Genomic DNA, 19,056 nt, shown 5'->3' with positions numbered 1-19,056 from the left:
TAATCATTCCAAATGCCACCGGAATTGATATCAATCTCAAATCTCAAAGCGGCTGGCTGTTAACAGTGCTTTCGGCTTAACCTGCTTAGGTTGCACCTACAAAACATTCACATTTGCGTGAGGATTGCTTTACAAGAATCAAGCCAGAGCAATTATCTCAATTTACTATTAATAGCCTTATTGTTAGGCTTTGAGTGCTGCGGTAATTGCCTCGATCGCACTTCGATCGCCCGATCGCCGATCGCACTCACAGGCAACTCCCATTCATCAATATCAATATCATTGCGGAACTTCACCGGAATATCAGCACCGTTAATAATCGCTCCCAACAGCCGCGGCCCAGATTTATGCGACTCCTCCTCCTCAGATTCCAGCAACTGATCTGCAGCCTCAGACAACATACTAGACAAAGTGTAACCAGGCCGCGCCACCAAAATCATACCGTCCGTGTACGGTTCCAGCGTCAGCGCGTCGTTGCACTCGCTCAAAGCCGGAGAATCCACAACCACAAAATCAAAGCGGTTGCGAACATCCTCAAACAATCTCCGCATTTCGCTTGATTCTAGTACGGCGGAGGCTTGCCGCAAAAAGCCGGGACTCGGCACGACGTATAGGTTCTCTACCTCTGGAACCAAAAGAACGCACTCGCTAATATTGCCGTAATAGTGCAAAGGTTCCACAGTCGCCAGAGGATCAGCAGAAATTTTCAAAGATTCAACGTTAGAAGGCGATCGCAAATCTGCTTCAATTAACAAAGTCCGTTTACCCGATCGAGCCGATGCAATTGCCAAATTGTAAGCACTAAAACTTTTCCCCTCCAAAGGCGCCGCCGAAGTCAGCAACACCACCTTCACCGGTTTGTTCCCGATCCGGCGCAAATTAGTACGCAACCGCTCGTAAAATTCCAAATAGGGAGAATTTGCCTCCAAGGCGAGTGGCATTATTTCATCGCCGTAAGAATCAAACACCGTCACTTCAGGCAAAACTCCCAGTATCGGCACTTCTTTTTCCACCAATGCCGCCCGCACTTCTTCCCAACTATAAAACTTGCCGTTGAGCATCCCCAACAAAAATATCAAGCCCCCGCCCAGCAGGAATCCCACAAAGCCGCCCACCGCCAGCATCACGGGCAAACCTCTCTTGTTTGACTCAACGTCATCAGTTTGGGGCAATTGGGCTATTCTCAAACTCCCCGTTGTCTCAACTACCGCCGCCTCAGCATCTACCAAAGCCGACTGCATCTTGTCGTAGAGAGCTTTTTTGAACCCCACTTGCTGGGCTAACCGCGCTTGTTCTAACTGCTTGTTGGGGATTGTCGCGTGTTCCCGACGCAATAGCTGTTCAGTTTTCTCGATTCCTTGGAGTTGCTGTTGCACCGTATCCCGCTGCGTTTGCAAAGCAATCAAAGTTTGAGCTAACTGCTGTCTGGCCGGATCTAAAGAAGAGTCTACCCGAATTCGATCAGCACTTCTGAGCGGGGCCGCCACCCCGTTACCGCCGAGTACCTCAGATTGCCTCTGCTGCAACTGCTGCTCAAAAGCTTGTTTTTGTTTGAGCAATTCTACAATTTTCGGGTGTTCCTCCTGCAAGTCGCTGCGGAGAATTTTGAGCTGAGATTCGATCGAAAACAATTGCACTCGCAGTTGGGCAATAATTGGATCGGCAGAGAGTGCTTGAGCGACGTAAGCTTGCTCCACATTCAATCCCAAGCGATCCTGCAAACTATTAATTTGAGCTTCAATTCCTCCCAACTGCACGCGGAGTTGCCGCTGCTGCTGTTGGCTGCTGGTAATCGCTAGCGGCAAAGCACCGCTCTGAGCTGCTAAAATTGAAGTTCCTTCTCGTTTTTCGTAGGCTTCAAGTTTTGCTTCCGTGTCTCTGAGTTCCTGCGTTACTTTCGGCAAACGCTTGTTAATTTGGGCGATCGTGTCACGCAGTCTAGAAGTATTAATACTTTTGCTGTGTTCCACCATTTCGTACATCAGCGTCTTTACTACCGCTTCTGCTTTTTGGCGATCGCCATTTTTGTACAATACTTGAATCAAAGCGCTGGGGTCATTATTCTTACTGGGCATCTTGATCTGCACGTCTTTTACCAGCTTGTCCGTCAAAACTTCTATTTCTGTTCCCTCTTCTTTTTGGCTGATTTTTTTTTCTGCTTTTATGAGTTTTTTTGCTGCTGGTTCAACCACCATTTTATTCAGCAGCATATCTTTAGTTATTTCTTGTCCTTCCTGTTGAATTTTAGTAGTAGTAGATGAAAAAATCACGCTCGGTCTGTCGTAGGCCAGCGTACCTATTGCAACGTAAACTGGCGCAGGCTTTGGCTGCAGGGCTACTACTCCCGACACGCCCACAGTCACCGCGAGAGTAGCCAGTCCCACCCACTTGTATTGGTCGAAAGCAATTAAATAACGTTTAACAACGGATAAAGTCATGACGATTTTAGATTTTAGATTTTAGATTTTAGATTGTTAACGATAACTAATGATTGCGGACTAATTCTACAAATCCCCCAAAAACCTTAGAACTTTCGGTCTGTGATTAAAACCCATATCGCATAAGTCATTCCCCATCTCAAATCGAAAATCGAAAATCAAAAATCGAAAATAGTATGACTACCTATCATTACGTGACGGGCCGAACAAATCTGTTACCCCATTTCTCAACTGCTCAAAGAACAGAATAAATCCCAAAGTATCGCGAAATGGTCGAGTAAAAGTGTTGAGTACATAACCAATGCGCTCTACCAAATTCCTACCAATCACAATCACATCATTATCTTCGAGCATCGGGTTCTGAGAAACATTGCCCTCCAAAGCAGCTTTAGCATCTATCGAACGGTTGATTGTTCTACCTTGCTTTTCGTCGAACCGAATCAGGGCTATTTTCCGCAAGTCAGCAAGATTAACAGGCAAGTTGTTGAGAGCATCCAAAAACCTGCTGCCATTTTCAACGTAGAACGAGGTCAAACCACCACTAGCGTAACTCAAAACTCGAACGTAGATCCTGGGCTTAATCAGAGTAGACCGCGAAACCAGAGCTTTATCGTAGTCTAGGTTTTTCGTACTAGCGTCCAATTCCGGGATGACAATCACATCTCCCGATGCCAAAGGAAAATCGAACAAATCTTTACCGTTTGCTAGGGGAGTGTAGAGGTCGATTGGTTCCTCCACAGACGAGCCGTCCATTAGCGTCCGCCGCACTCGCACCTCCCGCAAATCGGCTTTTCCCGTGACTCCCCCCGCAGTCACCAAAGCAGCCGAAATTCGACCAGAACCCGCCGGAAGCGTGTAAAAACCAGGTTTGCTGACTTCTCCGGTGACAGTGACTTGGACGGGGACAGCAGCCGCAGCGAGGCTGTACCTCGATGCTAAATCTTGATCGGATTTGCGATCGGGCGTAACCTGTTTATACGGTACGACGATCGCATCTCCATCTTCCAAACGCAAATCCGGTGGAGCAATACCAGTTTGCAACGGTGTCAAAATATCAACAACTTGCTCCGCGACATCACCGGACGGCAGAGTCCGCCGCACCCGCACCCCTCGCAGTTGGGCCGTAGGATTAGTCCCAGCAGCAGCCGCCAGAGCCGCAGGAAGCTGGGGGGTTTGCAGTGGATAAAAACCCGGTCTGGCCACTTCCCCCGTCACCGTCACCACTACCGGGCGCTGAACCAGCAAAGCAGCCGAGACTTGAGGATTTTTGATAAATTGGCCAAAGCGCTCCCGGAGGCGCTGCTGTGATTCTTCGACGGTAAGACCACGCACATTTACTGTTCCGATTAGCGGCAGTACAATTACCCCTTCAGGGCTGATTGCACCCGTAAAACCTAGCTCTGGGAAGCGCTGAACTTGAACAGAAATCTGGTCTCCCGGGCCCAGGCGGTAGGGCCGATTCCGAAAAGCTGGGTTAATATCCCGGTTGAAATTGGCAGGCGGCGGTGGCGGTACACGCAATGGCGGTGGCGCCACGAGTCGCTCGTCTCTTGGAACAACAGATTGAGCTAAAGCCGTTTGCGAAAAATTTTTGCTATTAAAACCCCATAATACAGCAGCAAAAGATAGAGTCCAAGCAGTTGAATACAGACCTGCCAAGGAAAAAGCGAGGCGATTTTTAATAGTGGATTTTTCCCGCATTTTCAGAGTATTTAAAAAAGTAATATTTTGAATAATGACCTGACTTGTAAGTTTCATCTAAATAGAGTAGCGCGAAAAAACAATAATATCTTTTCAGGGCGGGTTGAACCCAGATATTTACTAGGAAGCAGTTGATTTTGGCAAAACTCGCCCACGCCCTAGGCTGATTTATTTACACCTACCTGCTTACTGAAACCGAAAAGTTTCTGTAATTAATTTAGCCTGGACACTTTCGGCAAGAGATTCCAGCAATGGTTGAGCTATCTTAATGTCGCCCTGCGGTTGAATGGGAAGGATGATACTGACAGCAACCCAAGAGGCGCGGCGGTTAGACAGTCTAGCAATGCTGTCTTCCCAAAACCAGCGACTGGTTGTTGGAGAACCCCCATTAGGCCAAGCGTACCACTGCACGACAGCAAAAGTTTGTTGGGGAGTCCAGCTTCGGAAAAACCTCGCCTCGACAGTAGGCGGTGGCTGGCCGGGTATTGGTGCTAATTTAACTGTAAACCTCAAAGTGCGATGAGAATCGGTTTGCCACCGGTGAAATCCATCGATATCTAGCCATTCCACTTGGGGCTGGTTTTTGGCGTAATTTTGAGGCAACAGCAATAAAAGGGCAATTGTTCGATCATTTTTAATTTCTTGAACTAACCATCTGTGAGCGCCAATTTGGACGTTATTCTGAACGGCTATAACCTGCCACCCAGGAATTTTTATCCCGTTTTGGCGCACACTTCTTAATTGCTTGAGGTTGGCAAGGGTTGGCGGGTTCGTCCAAGGCCACCTTCCCGTCGCGTAGCCGGGAATTGCTACTGCCCCAACTAATACCAGCAAAAACACCAGTACCATAATTTTAGATAATTGATACCGCCGCAGTAGTTTCTGTGCTGAAATCATCTGTTTCATTAATTGCCAGACTGACTTGGGAAATACTTTTCCATCCCGTTGAGGACAAGTACCAATAACCCTAGTATACAAGCAGAATACAAATCTCCGCCCCATCCGGCGTGTAGCCAAGTAAAAAGCGCCTCTCTGTCGGTTCCGTGAAAGTAAGTTAGCAAAGTATTGCGAAAAATGTTGGAACTGATGCTAATAATGGATGTAATCACTAAAAACAAAAGGCTTTTTTTGCGAGAGTTCCAAACTCCCGTCCAATCCAGCAGAATTAAGCTGACGTAAAGACTGGTAAACAGCATTTTTAAGCCTGCACAGTGCGGAGCAACTTCTACAATGCGCTCGTTCACGTACAGATAAATTTCTTCCACTCTCACGTTGATACCAACCTTAATTAATATCCAGCCTGATGCTTCAGCAATGAATTGCTGCAACGGCAAGGCGTAGGGTTCTATGAGGTAAGGAATGTGGTTGGGCGAGGCCAGAAATACGAAGAAAAGCGGCATCGCCTGCAATTGTAAGCCGGGAATTCCTTTTAAAGATAAGCAAATGCTGGCCAGCATTACGGGCAGGGATAAATTTACTAAATCGCTCAAGCGACTCAGATAAAAAAGCGTGGCTAGTACCAGCAAAAAGCCTCCCAAAGGATGCGGTGAGTTGGGTAAGCTGCGCCAGCACTTTCGGTTCGTCCAAGCAATATAAGCTGCGTAGGGCAAACCAATTAGTCCGTGGCTGAAATATTCGTGTTCGAGGCTGATGCTTTTGTTCAACCAGCCGTCGTACCAATGTACTAGCAGGGGGGCGTACAGCAGCACTAGGAGCACCGTGATACCTTCCCCCAGGAGGTATCGCTTGAAAACAATGCGAATTTTGCGCTGGATGTGCATGGTTTGAGAAGTTTTAAGATTGCCGCGCTGGATTCGCAACGCTTTGGGGTTTTGAACTGTCAGTTAAAGATTTGTTAATTCGCCACAAAAACGCTTTGAGAACCGCACCCTACTGCTTGAAGCACCTGCAGCATTAGTTTGATGAACAATTAGCAATTCAATGATAGTACGATCGCCCGAACAACTTGCTCGATCTGAGTATTGCTCAATCCGGGATACATTGGCAATGATAAAATTTGTTGGCACAGGGTTTCTGCATGGGGGAAGTCGCCCGGATTGCCTAAGTTTTGGTAGGCGGGTTGCAGGTGACAAGGTATGGGATAGTGTATACCTGTTTGAATGCCGTGTTGAGCGAGTTTGTCCTGAAGGGTGTTGCGGTCGATCGAGCTTTTCTCAGTAATTTGGATAACATAGAGGTGATAAATGTGACCGCTGCTGCTGTGGTTGGCGATCGGTACAATGCCTTTGTGTTTCAATGGTGCTAATAGAGTATTGTAGTGTTGAGCAGCGTCGGTGCGATCGCGATTCCATTTTTCTAAGTAAGGTAATTTAATATTGAGCACGGCGGCTTGCAAATTGTCGAGGCGGCTGTTTGTACCGATTTCTGTGTGCAAATATTTGCTGGGTGCTCCGTAATTGCGGAGAGTTCGCATTTTTTCTGCGAGCTCTGCATCGTTAGTAATTAACATCCCGCCGTCGCCAAAAGAACCGAGGTTTTTGCTGGGATAAAAACTGAACGCTGCTGCTTTCCCAATGGCACCGGCGCGGTATCCTTCTCTGGAAGCTAGATGCGCTTGGGCGGCATCTTCAAATATGATTAAATCGTGGCGCTTCGCAAAATCTAAAAGCTGCCCTGGCGATACCATTTGACCGTAGAGGTGTACGGGGATAATTGCTTTAGTTTTCGAGGTAACTGCTGTTTCGGCTGCTGTGAGGTCAATCAGGGCGGTTTCCGGGTCACAATCTACAAGAATAGGTATAGCTTTGGCTTCGAGGACGGCGATCGCGGTGGCGATAAAAGTGTTAGCGGGTATGATAATTTCGTCGCCCGGATTAATGCCGCAAGCTTGGAGTCCCAGAGCGATCGCATCTGTTCCGCAAGCCACTCCTACGCCGTATTTTACTCCAGAAGCTGCTGCAAATGCTGTTTCAAATTCGGTGAGTGCTTGGCCTAAAATAAAGTCTCCTTCCTGGATTATTTTTCCCATAGCTTCTGCTATTTGGGATTGGATTGGTTGGTGTTGCAGGGAGAGATTTACAAAGGGAACTTTGGGCTGGCGGTTACTCATACATCAGAGGGATACGAATTATTTATATTAACATTTAGGTGCGGATATCTTTTAATTTATTTTTTACCGCAGAGGGCGCAGAGAGCGCAGAGGAAAAGAGGAAGAGAGGAGAAAGCCTCGCGCACTTTTCTGGAGTTGTCAATTAAATCTAGGTTTTTCTGTAATATAGAATCAGATAATTTTCCAGCAAGCGAAATCATGGAATACAAAAAACTCGGCGACAGCGATTTATCAGTATCTGAAATCTGTTTGGGTACGATGACTTACGGCCAGCAGAACACGGTTGCAGAAGCGGCCTAACAGCTCGATTTGGCGATCGATAGAGGAATCAACTTTATCGATACGGCCGAAATGTATCCTGTCCCTGGAAAGGCGGAAACTCAGGGGAAAACAGAGGAATATATCGGGGAATGGTTGGCGAAACAGCAGCGGGATAAGGTCATTATAGCGACTAAAGTGGCGGGCAGAAGCACTCGATTAAAGTGGATTCGGGAAGGGAAAAATCAGATCGATCGCCCAAATGTCCAAAAAGCCCTGAATGACAGCCTGAAGCGCTTGCAAACTGACTACATCGACCTCTATCAGATCCACTGGCCAGACCGCTACGTCCCGCTATTTGGTGCGCCGGATTACGACATCGCCCAAGAGCACGAAACTGTACCGATTTTGGAACAGTTAGAGGTATTTGCTGGCTTAATTAAAGCTGGGAAAATCCGCTATTTGGGTTTGAGTAACGAGACGCCTTGGGGAGTTTGCGAGTTTTGCACGTTGGCGGAAAAACACGGGTTGCCGAAAGTTGTTTCGATTCAGAATGCTTTCAGTTTGAGCAATCGGACTTTTCACCTAAATTTAGCAGAAACTTGCCGTTTTAAGAATGTGGGATTGATGGCTTATAGTCCTTTGGGATTTGGCTTGTTAACGGGTAAATACTTGAATGGAATTCCGGAAAATTCTAGGTTGGCTTTATTCGCTGGATTCGGTCAGCGTTACGATAAAACTAATCTGAATGATGCGGTGAAAGCGTATGTTGAGATTGCGGGTAAACATGGGATAAGTCCGGCGCAGATGGCTTTGGCTTATGTGCGATCGCGCCCTTTTGTAACTAGCACTATTATCGGTGCAACCAGCCTCGAACAGTTGGAGGAAAATATCGGTAGTTTGGAGGTAAATTTGGATAAGGATATCATAGCGGAAATCAATGCGGTGCACGCTAAGTATCCGAATCCGACACCCTAAGTTTATTAGTAGGTTGGGTTGAGGTAACGAACCCTACGTTTCACTTCGCCCAACTTACCACTTTTCTAATATCATGTATGTTGTCCAAATCAATAAAATAGAGAAGTGGCAGAAATTGTCGAACAGTTTATAATAGATTCAAGCAGAGAAGTTGGGAGCGGTTGTGAATGGACAGGTAGCGGAACCGAACCGCAGTGGAACAATTCTAAATCAATGAAAGCCTACGATCATATTGCTCGCCATCATGGGCCTAAACTGAAAGCCAACAGATTGATCGGAAGAGCAGCAAGCACTAACGATGACCAAGGACAATGGCTAAATGCGGAGGATTGGATCGTAGCCGAGCAATTAGTACCCAAATATCGAGGAGAATACATTATTGATTTTCATCGTCCTATAGGTAGAGTTTACCATCCCGATCTAAGGATAACTCAAAACGTCACTCGCGCTTTTATTCAAAGGGATTTTGATGGAACTCTCAATAGTGGTTATCCTATAGCTGAGGGTGTCAGTCTGCGACAATTAAATAGGAGTAGCAGCCATGAATAGCAGTCATAAATTTAATTTTCAACTAGCAGAACGTTTCTTAGAAGACTGGGCAGATCCTGCAGAAGATCCATTAGGGGAGCTTTCTGATTTTGAAATGGGATGGCGATGTTTCTGCTTTGAACACAACCATAAAGTTTTTATAGAAATAGGTGACGCTCAAAAAGAGGTATTTTTAGATCCCGATATTTGTATGATGATTGAAAGTAACTTTCCCAAAGAAATTGCTAAGCTATCACAAGGTCAAAAAATAGTAATAACTTTTTCTGAGAGTTGGTTTATTATTACGTTGCTACCTACGGACGATCGCATTAGCTGTACTTTGAGCAAGTTTGGAACTTCGGGCTGGGAAAAGCATTTTGAGTTCGATCGCACTCACGTATTAGATGTGCTCAGAGGTTTTCTTCAGGAAGTGATGCAGCTAGCTGTAGATAAGGGTTACATCACGTTGGAAGAGAAGGAGGAATTTATTAGTCCGGCTTTTGCTAGCAGTACGGATGCTGCGGTATTGAGTAAGTAGTTGGTTTTGGTGGTGTTTTGGGCGATCGACCTTTTTTATATATTCCTGAAACCCATTACCATGTCTGCCCGCGAGCGATTCAATCGGCGCTCAATTCTTAATAGATATTGAGGTGGATTTGGCCTCCATTTTACCCATAGCGCGGTAGACTGCGCTATTCAAGCGTATTAGATTAAAGCGGCATCGGATGTCGGCAAATTGAGGTTGAGTTGGCATCCACTTTACCCATAGCCCCGTATATGCGGTTATTCCAGCGTATTAGATTAAAGCGGCATCGAATGTCGGCAATCGGATGTTTAAATCTCCGTAATAAAGAAAACAAACGGTCTTATTTATCGCTTGACAATTCACAGGGCGAATGTTAAATTCTTAAAATACAAGCTCAAACAAAACTTCCTCACATTCCCAAGTGTAAGAAAGACAACGCTTTAATGGCTTGTAGTTTTTGCAATAGCAAATCATATCTGATACGGAAAAGGCCCGCCTGAAGTAACGATTCAGACAGAGGCCTTGCTTTAGCTAGCGAACTCACGGTGGTTTGACATCTCAACTTCAGACCACCACAAGTCAACGTAACTTTTGAAATATATGTCCCCTAATTATACTCCACAATGCGAGTCGTTGTACACCAACCTTCAGCGGACTAAGAAAACCCTCTCTGTTTTGGCGGAGTCGAACCGCGCTTTGGCGAAGTCGAACCGCGCTTTGGCGGAGTGGAACCGCAGTCTGCTTGAGGAAAACGAAGCAAAGGATAAAACTATCAAAGCTAAGGATAAAACTATCCAATCCTTTGAGCAAAAAATCCTTGAACAGCAACAAGAAATAGATGACTTGAGGCGCGAACGTGATTGGCAGCCAAATCACTGGGATAACGATGGTTCATCAAACGCAGATTGTCACGATCGCGAATATGTTACGGATAGACTAGGAATCTCATAGAAAGTACGATCGCCCTTTCCATTCATCCCTGAAAATAGGAAAATGGTAAAAGGTGATCGCACTTGACCCTAAAATCTTTCTCAACTAAACCCATGAGTACAATTCGCTTACAACTAGCCGAATACTTGAAATGTCGAGGTTTCACCCCCGAAAACTTAGTCGAAGCTGTGGGCGAAACACTCAATCCTGAAACCGTATACCAACTGATCGAAAAAGCCGAAAACCTCAGCCACCTAGACTTATCCGTCCTAGCCGCCATTATAGAGGGCTTGAGCAAACTCAATGGTTTTCCCGTTGGCATCGCAGAAGTGCTAATATTTTTTCCTGACATTTCCGAGGAAGCATTGGCAAAATCGCCTTGGCGTCAACTTTACCTCGTCGATAATGAAATTCCCCCCTATGATTGGGGAGATGTAGACCCCCTCGAAGGCACAAAGCCTGTGCGTTTTATTCCGGGAGTTGGAATAGTAATTCTGGACAATGAAAGTGCAACGAATAGTAAAGAAGATATCCAGCCATTTACTAGAATTACCTGCGATTCAGAATTCATGGCGGGAAAACCTTGCATTCGCAACTTACCCATAACTGTTGAAACTATCATCTCAATGATGGCGTCTCACTATTCGACAGCAGAAATACGCCAAACTTATCCAGAACTTGAAGAAGCAGACTTTAAAGAAGTTATCGCCTATGCTAAATGGCGAATTCAAGAAACAAATCCGATCGACATTGGCAATAAAAAGGTAGAGAAAATTTGTGAGTCAGCTACCTAATTTTTTGCAGGTGAGGGCCGTGGTGCTAGTTAACTTCCCCGCTCAAATTCCCCCCGGTCGCGAACAGGAAAACACTCGACCTGCGGTAATTGTAGCTTTGCCAAATGTCACAGGAATAACGCGGTTTTCGTTGGTAATAGTCGTTCCCTTGACGACACAACAAGGAGATTGGGCGGCACGAAACTCAACGCTATATCCGCAGCTTCAGGCTGGAATGGGAAACATACGCTATGACTCTACAGTGTTGCTGGATCAAATACGCGCTGTGGACATAAAGCGTGTTTTGGGCTACCGAGGAGATTTAACCGCAGAAGAGTATCAGCCGATCGCAAATGGACTCAAGCTAATGTTCAGCTTTTAAATTATCCCTTCATTACCTAACCGTTTATCGCGCAGATGCTTAATACGATTCCCTACGGGATAGCTTCGCACGCGCGTACTTTTTGCTGTTTTTCCTCTAAAAACTCGGCAAAGTCGCAGACTTCAGCCCAAAGAAACCGGGTTTTTAGCGAATCTTCGCACCGCAACGAAGTATTTTCGTAAAAAACCCGGTTTCTGAACCTCATGCGTAAGTCTTATAATTGCAACTGATGCGGATAAACTGTTTCAACACCAATCGTTTCTATAAATGCGCCCGGTTCATCCTGAGTTGCAGGAACAAAATCCCCGCCAACTTCTGCTTTCACCCATCCCCCAAATAATTCTACTAAATAAGCTTCACCATTCTTGAAAACCTCAACAATTGCCCCGGCTGTTTGTGGCGGTGCAATCTCGCCATCAGCGAGGGCGACTGCTTCGGTTAAATTAACTGCATCGAATAATTGAAACTTGCTCATTGCTGTCTCCCAACCGTTTATTGCACAAATGCTGAATACGATCGCACTTTCCTACTCTAAATAGGAAGTCGCCGTACTCGATAACGATTATCTTCCACTGTCACAATCGCACCTGTTTCCAAATCTTCACCGCACTCTGACAAAACAGCCAGCAATCTAGCACTAACAAACACTGGAATAGTGGTTTGCAGTCTAAAAATAATCACACTTGGAAGAGATTGAGAACTGATAGCCAAAAGCTCGCCAAAATCCAGGTCAAAAGTTAAAACAATTCGTTGCTCTTGGCGTGCTTTTTCCAGGATCTCAGAATCGGGCAAACGCTCCAATCCTTGCTCATTTAAGTGTACAGCATTATATCCCTGCTGGCGCAGTGCAAGCACCGTTACAGGAGACACACCCATGTCTGCCAAAAATTTCATGCTGGAGTCCCGCTAAATGGACGAATTTGCTCGTTCGTCAAAAATGCCGCATACTGGAGACTAGCTTTAATATCCTCAGCTTCCAAATAAGGATAAGCTGCCAAAATTTCCTCTACACTCATCCCATTTGCTACTAAACTCACTACCAAAGAAACAGTAATTCGCATTCCTCGAATGCAAGCTCTTCCTCCCATAATTTTTGGATCGAAGGTAATGCGATCGAACATCATATCCTCCCACTCTTCCTTAATGTCCCAATAGCTTATCCCGCAAATGCTTAATCCGATCGCGCAATTTACCCGCCTCCTCAAACTCCAACTTCTTAGCCGCCGCCTTCATCTGCGCTTCCAACCGCCCGATTAACTGAGGAATCTCATCCAAAGATAACTCGTTTACCTGTTCGTAAACCTCCTCCAACTGCTGAGAATTCAGCTTGCGCGACACATCCAAAAACGCCAAAATCGCATTACTCGATCGCTTTTTGGCGATCGGCTGCGGCGTAATCCCGTGCATCTTATTGTACGCTAGCTGAATCCCCCGGCGTCGATCCGTTTCGTCGATCGCCTTAACCATACTATCCGTCAAATTATCCGCGTACAAAATAGCCTGTCCCTGAACGTGCCGCGCCGCCCTTCCAATCGTTTGAATCAACGAACGTCCCGAGCGCAAAAACCCCTCTTTATCGGCATCCAAAATTACCACCAGCGAAACTTCCGGCAAATCCAAACCTTCCCGCAGCAAGTTAACACCAATCAATACATCAAACTTACCATCCTGCAAATCTTGGATAATTTCGATGCGTTGAATCGACTGAATTTCCGAGTGCAAATACCGCACTCTAATTCCCCTTTCCTGCAAATATTCGGTTAAATCTTCCGCCATCCGCTTGGTTAAAGTCGTCACCAAAACTCGCTCGTCCCGACTTACTCTCTCCTTGATTTCTCCCAACAAATCATCAATTTGTCCTTCCGTCGGGCGCACGAAAATTGTCGGATCTATTACTCCGGTAGGCCGAATTACTTGCTCTGCAACTCTGCCTTCAGATATTTCCATTTCCCAATCCCCAGGCGTAGCAGAAACAAAGATGCACTGATTCTCTTTTGCCCAGAATTCCTCAGCTTTTAAAGGGCGGTTATCAGCCGCGCTGGGCAAGCGGAAACCGTGTTCGATCAATACTTTTTTGCGCGCTTGGTCGCCGTTGTACATCCCCCGAATTTGCGGCACTGTGACGTGAGATTCATCTATTACCAACATCCAATCTTTCGGGAAATAATCAATCAAACATTCTGGCGGTTCCCCCGCATTTCTCCCTGCTAAATGCCGCGAATAATTCTCGACTCCGTTGCAGTATCCTACCTCGCGCAGCATTTCCAAATCGTAGCGCGTGCGCTGTTCCAACCGCTGAGCTTCTAAGAGTTTACCCTCTTTTTCAAATTCTGCCAGTCGGTCTTCTAATTCGAGTTCTATTCCTTGGCAAGCAGCCTCTAATTTATCTTCTGCCGTGACAAAGTGGCGCGCTGGATAGATATTTAAAGCCGTTGAACTTTGCAGGATTTTACCTGTTACCGGGTCAACGTAGCGAATGGCATCAATTTCGTCGCCGAAGAATTCGACGCGAATAATTCTATCTTCGTAAGCGGGGCCAATTTCCAGAACATCGCCTTTGACGCGAAATTTCCCTCTGCCTAAATCTATGTCGTTGCGGCTGTATTGGACGTTCACTAAATCTCGCAAAACTTGCCGCTGGTTGACTTCCATTCCTACTCGCAAAGGAATAGCAGCTTTCAGGTATTCTGCAGGCATTCCCAAACCGTAGATGCAGCTAATTGAAGCAACTACAATTACGTCGCGGCGTTCAAAGAGCGATCGCGTGGCGGAGTGCCGCAGCATATCTATCTCGTCGTTAATTGCTGCCGTTTTCTCAATGAAAGTATCGGTTACGGCGATGTATGCTTCAGGTTGGTAGTAGTCGTAATAACTGACAAAGTATTCGACTGCATTGTTCGGGAAAAAATTTCGCAGTTCGTTGCACAGTTGAGCTGCCAGGGTTTTGTTGTGTGCTAGAACTAAGGTGGGTCTGCCGATTTTTTCAATCACCGAGGCAATGGAGAAGGTTTTGCCCGTACCTGTGGCACCGAGTAAGGTTTGAAATCGATCCCCAGCTTCGATGCCTTTGACGAGTTGGGCGATCGCTAGCGGTTGGTCGCCTGTGGGCTGGAAGGGCGCTTGCAATTGAAAAGATGCTGCCGCAGTTACCATAGGAAAATGTAGCTATTACCCATAAATCTTAACAAAAATGCAGACATTCTGCAATTTCGTTAAAAAAATAGTTAGACTTTGTAATATTATTTTAATCATCGGCCCAAATAGAAAGCAGAAAGCCCACAAAAGCAGTTGTCCGAACCCAGCAATCAACAGCAGTAAGCGAGGAAAATAATTATGAGTCTCACCCCCAAAAATAAAGGCAATGCGATCGCCCGCCGCGGCAAAGGCAGTTCCAAAAGCCAACCCCCAGAACCCACGGATACCAAAGCAACAGGAATTCAACTTTATCGGCCGCAACTCATGCATGACAACCGCCCCGTCGGCCCAGACGATTTTACCATCAGCGAGACCGTCTCGATGTCGGGGAATCGCCCGATCGGCATTAGCACCCTGCACCTCAGCGAAACCTACGGCATTGTAGGCAATCGCCCAGTCGAATCCAGCGACTTTGAAGTGGTTGCTACACTCGGCAATCGCCCGATCGGCTCCAGCGCCATGCAAGTCAGTGAAATGTTCAGTATGTCCGGTGCTCGCCCTATTGCCATCAGCACTCTTCACATTGATGAAGTTTACTCCACAATGGGAGGAAACCGCCCCATTGCCTCAAACGAAATTGACGATAGCTCGACATTAATGGGCTTCTTAGATTAATTAGTCAGTTGTTAGTTGTTAGTTGACTGTTGTCAGTTGACCGTTGTCAGTTGACTGTTGACTGTTGTTATTTCTTATTTGTTACCTGCTACTAATAAGCAATAACCATAGCACTTCTGGGTTTAATGAGGTACGTCTGGTAATTGGTAATTGAGAGGGATGTATAGCGGTTTTCTCTTGAAGTGAAATGCTAATCTGTAGGGTGCGTCGCCCTCAGATGAGAAATGAAACTTGCAGATTTTTCCGGGCGACGCACCTTACCCTTATCAATAGCGGATCTAACAATTTGTGGCGTCCAGAACTGTAATAATTACAGTCAACAGTCAACAGTCAACAGCCAACAGTCAACTAACTACTTCCCCAGACTCTGATATTTACTCAATAAAGCAGCAAAGCGTTTGTAATCCACAGGCTTCCTCAAATACTCCGCCGCTCCCAATTCCAAACCCTGATTTTGGTCGTCCAAAAAAGTTATCATAATTACCGGAATATCAACCAAATCCCGATCGGCTTTCAATGCCGACAGCACCGCCCAGCCGTCCATACTCGGCATCATCACGTCCAGAAGAATCGCGTCGGGCAGCAACTCCTTAGCCAACAGAAGCCCCCCTTGACCGCTAGCCGACGATCGCACCCGAAATCCCTGTTTCGACAAGCAGCGAGTCATCAAATCCCGCGCGTCTGGATCGTCGTCAATCACCAGCACAGTAGCAGCATCCGGTAGATCCAGCCGTTGCGATCGCACTGCTTTTTGCTTCGCTTCTGTCGCCACTGCACTCGGTTCTAAATCGTCGGCAGGCTTCGGCTGCATTGGTTCGATTTCTGGATCGTCCGGCGCTTCTTTCGGGCTTGTAACCGCAATCGGCAACCGGATCGTAAAACTAGAACCGCAATCAAACTCGCTCTCAACCGTAATGTCTCCGCCCATCATCTGGCAAAACTTCCGGCTAATTGTCAGCCCCAAACCGGTGCCGCCATACCTGCGGGTAGTAGAATCGTCCGCTTGAGCGAAAGCTCCGAACAGCCTCGACACCTGATCCTCAGTCATGCCGATGCCGGTATCGGTTACTTGAAACACGATCGACGGCTGTTGACACCGAGAAGGATCTGCCGAGATTTCTTCGGAATTGTCGATCGGCAAAACCTCCCCTTCTTCCTTCCAAACATTAATCGTAATTTTGCCTCGATCGGTAAACTTAGCAGCATTGCTCACCAAATTTAACAGCGCTTGCCGCAGCTTCGACGAATCGGAGTAGATCGTGCCAATATTGCGATCGCAATTGACGATCAAAGTATTGCCATTTTTCCCTAGCGTCGGTTGAACAGTAGTGACAACCTGCTCGATCAAATCCCACACCTCAAAAGTCTCCAAGAAAAGAGTCATCTTTCCTGCTTCAATTTTAGAAATATCCAGGATGTCACTAATAATGTTGAGCAACTGCTTGCCTGCCATATTAATGCTTGCCAAATCCATCACAAACTCTTCTTCGCCGAGTTCCAGAGCCTCTTCTTGCAGCAGCTCGCTGTAGCCGATAATCGCATTCAAAGGCGTCCGCAACTCGTGAGTCATATTTGCCAAAAAAGTGCTTTTCGCCCGGTTGGCAGCTTCGGCAGCATTCTTAGCGACTTCCAATTCCTCCGATCGTTCCTCTAGCTGCCGCTGCCGCACCTCCAAACCGTTGAGCAAACTGCTAATTTGCTGAGCCATTGTATTGAGAGTAGAAGATAGCACCCCGATCGCGTCATTAGAAACCACAGGCGATCGAGCCGTCAAATCACCGCTTGCCATCTGTTCGGCAGTTTGCCGCAGCAAGCCGAGATTCCGAATAATTGCCGACACAGACACAAAACCTACTATCCCCGCGATCGAACTCAAAGCCAAAGCCCCCATCAGCCAGTGCTGAGTGCGGCTCGCCACCAAGAGAGTTTGCTGCACCAGCACCGCCATTGCCGCCTCGGGAACCCCCGCCGCCGGATCTGAGGCAGCCTCTATTGTCAGCAAATAGTTCTGCATCTCCACAGAACCCATCCACCCGACTCCCACCGCCATCCAAGTTATCAGTACCAAGATGACAAACAGCCCGCTCAAAGACGCCCGAGTTCCCAGAGAAATCCCCCTCGTAGCAAGTGCCGCCGCCCAAGGATAGCCATTGAGAAAAGGATCTGGCGGAACCGGTGCGCCGGAATTCCAAATCTCCTCAATTTGACCGTCCAACCTCACCTTGCCAATCCGCACTGTTTTCCAGATATGCTGAGTTTTGGCATCTATTTTTACCTTGCCCGAAGGCGCTGCAAACTCAATATTTTTAGCAGCCGCCCTGACTTTAACCACATCTGTCGAACCAGCTTTTTCTACTGCTTGCTTCCACAGGTAAACGCCCAAATAAGCAGCTTCGATCGGGTCATCCGTGACTCGATTTTCCCCGTATCGGGCTTTATAAGCCTTGACAAATTTACGATTTTCCGGTGTATCCACCGTTTGAAAATAGTTCCATACCACCAAATGTCCAGCAATATTGGACGGCCCGATCGCTCGCACTTCCTCTTCTGCTACGCTGACCGACATCACCGGCAAATCCTCTGGTTTCACGCCAGCTTCCCGCAACTTTTGGAAAAAAGCCACATTGCTGTCGCCGTTGAGAGTGTTGAGAATCGCATCTGGTTTCACTGCTAAGATATGTGCGATCGCCTCGCCCACTTCCCTCGAACCCAGCGGCAGATAAACTTCCCCCGCCAACTCTCCCCCCAGTGCCGCCATTTGAGCTTTCACAATCCGATTTGCCGTGCGGGGAAAGATATAATCCGAACCCAACAGGAAAATTTTCCGCTTCCCCTGTGCCAGCAAGTAATTCACCCCAGGCACAATCTGTTGGTTCGGGGCAGCACCAGTGTAGAAAATATTCGGACACTGTTCTAGCCCTTCATACTGCACCGGATAGAACAGCAACCCGCTGCCGTGCTCGAAAGCCGGCTGTACAGCTTTGCGGCTCGCCGAAGTCCAACAGCCAAATACCACCGCCACCTGCGCTTCTAGGAGCAATTGCTTAGCTTTTTGAGCAAAAGTTTGCAAATCGCTGCCTCCATCTTCTATAACCGCTTCCAAGGGGCGTCCGAGCACCCCTCCCGCCGCATTAATTTCCTCAACAGCCAACAGCGTCGCATCTTTAACAGAAATTTCGCTGATGGACATCGTGCCCGTCAGCGAATGCAACACGCCTATTTTGATCGGCTCACGAGTCGGGCCGGCTGCTTCGAGGGGGTTACTGCTCCTTGCTCCCATAGGGTTTTAGATAATTTTTACTAATAATAGAAATTTTAGTTCGATCCGGTAGGAAGTTAGCCTTGACGCTCACTCTTGTTTAGCAGATTATTTAACCCGATCGCCACCAAACTTGGGAATTGCTGCACCCTGTTGATTTTAACCGTCAAACTGCTCTACATCTGACTTAAGTCTGCAGTGACAACTCCTACACCAACACAAGCTGTCACCATTGGTGTAGGCATCTGGGCGACTCCTGCTATTGCATAGGACATTAACTGAGCTTTAAGAACGGGTTGCCCCACCGCTCTATTTTTGATATTAACTGCGGCATTATGGTCACGGTCTAGACTGCACCCACAGTGAGGACAGTCATGCCAACGAATATGCAGCTTTTTTGGTA

At 46.9% G+C, this 19,056-nt stretch carries 18 protein-coding genes; 7 read left to right on the top strand and 11 right to left on the bottom strand.

Annotated elements, in window-relative coordinates; translation table 11 throughout:
* Positions 1-152: 152 nt before the first annotated feature.
* The 5 genes from QUB12_RS10115 to QUB12_RS10095 form a co-directional block, all read right to left on the bottom strand.
* The gene (locus QUB12_RS10115; RefSeq protein ID WP_333306605.1) at positions 153-2,438 is read right to left on the bottom strand and encodes an AAA family ATPase; all 2,286 of its coding nucleotides are present in this window, start codon (positions 2,436-2,438) and stop codon (positions 153-155) included.
* Between the two features lie 180 nt (positions 2,439-2,618).
* Positions 2,619-4,196, bottom strand: coding sequence for a polysaccharide biosynthesis/export family protein (locus QUB12_RS10110; RefSeq protein WP_333141556.1), 1,578 nt, complete (start codon positions 4,194-4,196; stop codon positions 2,619-2,621).
* Between the two features lie 129 nt (positions 4,197-4,325).
* Entirely contained in the window at positions 4,326-5,045 is a 720-nt protein-coding gene (locus QUB12_RS10105; protein ID WP_333300338.1) for a cyanoexosortase B system-associated protein, read from the bottom strand.
* Positions 5,045-5,920, bottom strand: a complete 876-nt coding sequence (gene crtB, locus QUB12_RS10100) for a cyanoexosortase B (RefSeq protein ID WP_333141679.1) — start codon at positions 5,918-5,920, stop codon at positions 5,045-5,047. The genes QUB12_RS10105 and crtB overlap by 1 nt, the downstream gene beginning before the upstream one ends.
* Before the next feature lie 149 nt (positions 5,921-6,069).
* Positions 6,070-7,209, bottom strand: a complete 1,140-nt coding sequence (locus tag QUB12_RS10095; RefSeq protein ID WP_333141551.1) for a DegT/DnrJ/EryC1/StrS family aminotransferase — start codon at positions 7,207-7,209, stop codon at positions 6,070-6,072.
* Between the two features lie 309 nt (positions 7,210-7,518).
* Here QUB12_RS10095 and QUB12_RS10090 point away from each other — a divergent pair, with 309 nt between their 5' ends.
* The 6 genes from QUB12_RS10090 to QUB12_RS10065 all read left to right on the top strand — a co-directional run bounded on the left by QUB12_RS10090 (position 7,519) and on the right by QUB12_RS10065 (position 11,584).
* Positions 7,519-8,445 (top strand): aldo/keto reductase, encoded by a 927-nt coding sequence (locus QUB12_RS10090; protein WP_333141550.1) that lies wholly within the window; start codon positions 7,519-7,521, stop codon positions 8,443-8,445.
* 105 nt (positions 8,446-8,550) lie between these two features.
* Positions 8,551-8,994 (top strand): hypothetical protein, encoded by a 444-nt coding sequence (locus tag QUB12_RS10085; protein WP_333141548.1) that lies wholly within the window; start codon positions 8,551-8,553, stop codon positions 8,992-8,994.
* Entirely contained in the window at positions 8,987-9,511 is a 525-nt protein-coding gene (locus tag QUB12_RS10080) for a hypothetical protein (protein ID WP_333141546.1), read from the top strand. Before QUB12_RS10085 ends, QUB12_RS10080 begins: the two co-directional genes overlap by 8 nt.
* 588 nt (positions 9,512-10,099) lie before the next feature.
* Positions 10,100-10,450: a hypothetical protein gene (locus QUB12_RS10075; RefSeq protein ID WP_333141544.1), complete on the top strand. Its 351-nt coding sequence runs from the start codon at positions 10,100-10,102 to the stop codon at positions 10,448-10,450.
* A gap of 92 nt (positions 10,451-10,542) precedes the next feature.
* On the top strand, positions 10,543-11,223 hold the full coding sequence (locus QUB12_RS10070) for a DUF433 domain-containing protein (protein ID WP_333141542.1): 681 nt from the start codon (positions 10,543-10,545) through the stop codon (positions 11,221-11,223).
* Positions 11,207-11,584 carry a type II toxin-antitoxin system PemK/MazF family toxin gene (locus tag QUB12_RS10065; protein WP_332991898.1) on the top strand — a complete coding sequence of 126 codons (378 nt, stop codon included), beginning with the start codon at positions 11,207-11,209 and terminating at the stop codon, positions 11,582-11,584. Before QUB12_RS10070 ends, QUB12_RS10065 begins: the two co-directional genes overlap by 17 nt.
* 214 nt (positions 11,585-11,798) lie before the next feature.
* On the opposite strand, the gene QUB12_RS10060 is transcribed toward QUB12_RS10065, so the two are convergent.
* From QUB12_RS10060 to uvrB, 4 genes are read right to left on the bottom strand one after another with little or no spacing between them, the layout of a single operon-like run.
* Positions 11,799-12,059 (bottom strand): DUF4926 domain-containing protein, encoded by a 261-nt coding sequence (locus QUB12_RS10060; protein WP_333141539.1) that lies wholly within the window; start codon positions 12,057-12,059, stop codon positions 11,799-11,801.
* A 56-nt stretch (positions 12,060-12,115) separates the two neighbouring features.
* Positions 12,116-12,478 carry a DUF5615 family PIN-like protein gene (locus tag QUB12_RS10055; RefSeq protein WP_333141537.1) on the bottom strand — a complete coding sequence of 121 codons (363 nt, stop codon included), beginning with the start codon at positions 12,476-12,478 and terminating at the stop codon, positions 12,116-12,118.
* Positions 12,475-12,708: a DUF433 domain-containing protein gene (locus QUB12_RS10050; RefSeq protein ID WP_424405108.1), complete on the bottom strand. Its 234-nt coding sequence runs from the start codon at positions 12,706-12,708 to the stop codon at positions 12,475-12,477. Before QUB12_RS10050 ends, QUB12_RS10055 begins: the two co-directional genes overlap by 4 nt.
* A gap of 16 nt (positions 12,709-12,724) precedes the next feature.
* A complete protein-coding gene (gene uvrB, locus QUB12_RS10045; protein ID WP_333306602.1) occupies positions 12,725-14,737 on the bottom strand; it encodes an excinuclease ABC subunit UvrB in 2,013 nt (670 codons plus the stop codon).
* Positions 14,738-14,917: 180 nt separating this feature from the next.
* Here uvrB and QUB12_RS10040 point away from each other — a divergent pair, with 180 nt between their 5' ends.
* A complete protein-coding gene (locus tag QUB12_RS10040) occupies positions 14,918-15,394 on the top strand; it encodes a hypothetical protein (protein WP_333306600.1) in 477 nt (158 codons plus the stop codon).
* Between the two features lie 352 nt (positions 15,395-15,746).
* Here QUB12_RS10040 and urtA read toward each other — a convergent pair whose 3' ends face one another.
* Both urtA and QUB12_RS10030 read right to left on the bottom strand, forming a co-directional pair.
* Positions 15,747-18,674: an urea ABC transporter substrate-binding protein gene (urtA, locus tag QUB12_RS10035; RefSeq protein ID WP_333306598.1), complete on the bottom strand. Its 2,928-nt coding sequence runs from the start codon at positions 18,672-18,674 to the stop codon at positions 15,747-15,749.
* Between the two features lie 155 nt (positions 18,675-18,829).
* Positions 18,830-19,056, bottom strand: a 227-nt coding sequence (locus tag QUB12_RS10030) for a zinc ribbon domain-containing protein (RefSeq protein WP_333306596.1), incomplete at its 5' end; no start/stop codon positions are given.

Origin of the sequence: Microcoleus sp. B7-D4 (assembly GCF_036705125.1) — a bacterium.
In the GTDB taxonomy this organism is placed as follows: Bacteria; Cyanobacteriota; Cyanobacteriia; order Cyanobacteriales; family Microcoleaceae; genus Microcoleus.
The sequence above is the reverse complement of the archived record's forward strand: the minus strand, read 5'-3'. Positions and strand labels throughout refer to the sequence as shown.

Bases quoted from the DNA above. Each gene is read 5' to 3' on its own strand.
- QUB12_RS10050 (WP_424405108.1), bottom strand. From the start codon at position 12,708: ATGATGTTCGATCGCATTACCTTCGATCCAAAAATTATGGGAGGAAGA.
- urtA (WP_333306598.1), bottom strand. From the start codon at position 18,674: ATGGGAGCAAGGAGCAGTAACCCCCTCGAAGCAGCCGGCCCGACTCGT.
- QUB12_RS10095 (WP_333141551.1), bottom strand. From the start codon at position 7,209: ATGAGTAACCGCCAGCCCAAAGTTCCCTTTGTAAATCTCTCCCTGCAA.
- uvrB (WP_333306602.1), bottom strand. From the start codon at position 14,737: ATGGTAACTGCGGCAGCATCTTTTCAATTGCAAGCGCCCTTCCAGCCC.
- QUB12_RS10115 (WP_333306605.1), bottom strand. From the start codon at position 2,438: ATGACTTTATCCGTTGTTAAACGTTATTTAATTGCTTTCGACCAATAC.
- crtB (WP_333141679.1), bottom strand. From the start codon at position 5,920: ATGCACATCCAGCGCAAAATTCGCATTGTTTTCAAGCGATACCTCCTG.
- QUB12_RS10080 (WP_333141546.1), top strand. From the start codon at position 8,987: ATGAATAGCAGTCATAAATTTAATTTTCAACTAGCAGAACGTTTCTTA.
- QUB12_RS10040 (WP_333306600.1), top strand. From the start codon at position 14,918: ATGAGTCTCACCCCCAAAAATAAAGGCAATGCGATCGCCCGCCGCGGC.
- QUB12_RS10075 (WP_333141544.1), top strand. From the start codon at position 10,100: ATGTCCCCTAATTATACTCCACAATGCGAGTCGTTGTACACCAACCTT.
- QUB12_RS10070 (WP_333141542.1), top strand. From the start codon at position 10,543: ATGAGTACAATTCGCTTACAACTAGCCGAATACTTGAAATGTCGAGGT.
- QUB12_RS10055 (WP_333141537.1), bottom strand. From the start codon at position 12,478: ATGAAATTTTTGGCAGACATGGGTGTGTCTCCTGTAACGGTGCTTGCA.
- QUB12_RS10060 (WP_333141539.1), bottom strand. From the start codon at position 12,059: ATGAGCAAGTTTCAATTATTCGATGCAGTTAATTTAACCGAAGCAGTC.
- QUB12_RS10110 (WP_333141556.1), bottom strand. From the start codon at position 4,196: ATGAAACTTACAAGTCAGGTCATTATTCAAAATATTACTTTTTTAAAT.
- QUB12_RS10105 (WP_333300338.1), bottom strand. From the start codon at position 5,045: ATGAAACAGATGATTTCAGCACAGAAACTACTGCGGCGGTATCAATTA.